The organism is Moorena sp. SIO3I6 (assembly GCF_010672095.1).
Window position 1 is genome coordinate 1 of record NZ_JAAHHU010000825.1, and the last position, 2,134, is coordinate 2,134.

Annotated in this window: 2 protein-coding genes and 1 pseudogene; all 3 read left to right on the forward strand. The window is 43.8% G+C overall.

Features of this window, described 5'->3' with window-relative positions; all coding sequences use genetic code 11:
* On the forward strand, positions 1 to 577 hold a 577-nt coding region (locus F6K49_RS43195; RefSeq protein WP_293107791.1), incomplete at its 5' end, for an ABC transporter permease.
* Positions 578 to 1,804, forward strand: a complete 1,227-nt coding sequence (locus F6K49_RS43200; RefSeq protein ID WP_293107794.1) for an ABC transporter ATP-binding protein — start codon at positions 578 to 580, stop codon at positions 1,802 to 1,804.
* Between the two features lie 133 nt (positions 1,805 to 1,937).
* Positions 1,938 to 2,134, forward strand: a pseudogene (locus F6K49_RS43205) (hypothetical protein); the annotation flags it as partial.

Here is a 2,134-nt window from a genome sequence, read left to right on the forward strand (position 1 = left end):
TTTTTCTGGTTTGTTGGTATGGACATGGTTTAACAGCTCTCTTTTTCAAGCAACTGGAGTGATTATTCATAATCGCCCCCTGATCCGACAACCGGGTTTTCCAAACGCTATATTACCGGTGGTGACTGTAACCACCGGTCTGATTCATTTTATTCTAGCCCTGCCAGTATTAGTTATCTTTCTGTTAATCGATGGTGTTCAGTTACAGCCAGTAGTTATACTGTTACCAATCCTACAAGCTCTCCAGTTTGCCGTTACCATTAGTTTAGCCTATCTACTAGCTGGTTTTAATGTAACGTTTCGCGACACCCAGCATACTATTGGTGTACTTTTACAGCTGCTTTTTTATGTGACACCGATTTTTTATGATATTACTAATGTCCCGAAAAATTATCAGTTTTTGTATTACCTTAACCCGATGGTGCATCTGGTTAACGCCTATCGCACTGTACTAATTAAAGGCACAGCACCGGATTGGCTAGCTCTGCTAGTTATGGCTTTGGTCACGTCAGTATGTTTACCTATCGGTCTTCAAATTTTCCGGTGGCAGAGCGATCGCTTTGTGGAGGAATTATAGATGGTTGATGCAATTATTGTTAAAGGACTCGGTAAACGCTTTAACAACTATCATCCTGACCGACCGTTTACCATTATGGAGGCGGCGCTGTCGGGTTTTCGCCATATTATGGCAGCGGAAAGGTTTTGGGCGTTGCAGAATATTACCTTCACCGTTTCTCCAGGCCAGATGCTGGGGATTCTCGGTCACAATGGGGCTGGTAAATCAACCCTGTTGCGCTTGATTGGTGGGGTTGGAAAACCGGATAAAGGGAAGGTTACGGTTAATGGCTCCATTGGAGCGCTGCTGGATTTGGGAGCTGGTTTCCATCCAGATTTGACTGGGCGAGAAAACGCTTTTGTTAGTGGTGTGGTAGCAGGTCTTACTCGTGAAGAGATGGGGCGACGGTTTGATAAAATCGTGACGTTTGCTGAACTTGAGCCGTTTATCGATAATCCAGTGCGCACTTATAGTACAGGGATGCAGATGCGGCTGGCGTTTTCGGTGGCTGTACACACAGACCCAGATGTGATGCTAGTTGATGAGTTTCTGTCCGTTGGGGATTTGAGATTTCAGGCTAAGTGCTTGGAACGAATTGCGCAGTTGAAAGAGTCTGGCTGTGCTATTGTCCTAATTTCTCACAGTAGCGAACAAATTGAGCAACTTTGCGATCGCGCTTTGTGGCTACAACAAGGACAAATCATGGCTTATGGTGAGCCAAAAGTGGTAGTAGCACAGTATGTCAATCAAATGCGATCGCAAACTCAGCAACGCACTCCCAACGGATCCTCCCAAGTCACTAGGTCTGGTGTGCAACTGCGAATGAATCAAAACCGCTTTGGCTCTCTAGAAGTAGAAATTACCGATGTGTTGCTGTTACCTAGCTTAGAGATTAATAGTGGTGATTCCTTAGCTATTGAGATTGAGTACTTTTCACCTCAACCAATTGATGGACTAATTTTTAGTGTCCTCATTAGTACTGAAGATAGTCAAGTTTGTCTTGAGACTAACACAACTACCATGGGAGTATCAGTACCAGGTATTAAAGGTAAAGGAAAAATCCAACTCCATCTATCCCGCTTAGATTTAAACAGTGGCAAGTATTTTGTTGATGTTGGGGTTTATGAACCGAATCGGGCTTATACCTATGACTACCATTTGCGTGTTTATAACTTTTTAGTGCGTTCAAAATATAGTGAAAAAGGTATGATTAGCCCACCGCTTTGTTGGGATGTTGTTGAAGGTTGAATGTTGGTTGAAGGTTGAAGGTTGGTTGAAGGTTGAATGTTGGTTGAAGGTTGAATGTTGGTTGAAGGTTGAATGTTGGTTGAAGGTTTAATGTTGGTTGAAGGTTTAAGGTTGGTTGAAGGTTTAATGTTGGTTGACTGTTGAATTAGGGACAGGTAATAGGCAAGAGGTAACAGATTTAGCTTTACTATTCCCGATTACCGATTCCCGATTCCCGATTCCCGATTACCGATTCCCGATTCCCGATTCCCGATTCCCGATTCCCGATTCCCGATTCCCGATTCCCGATTCCCGATTCCCGATTCCCGATTACCGATTACCGATTACCGA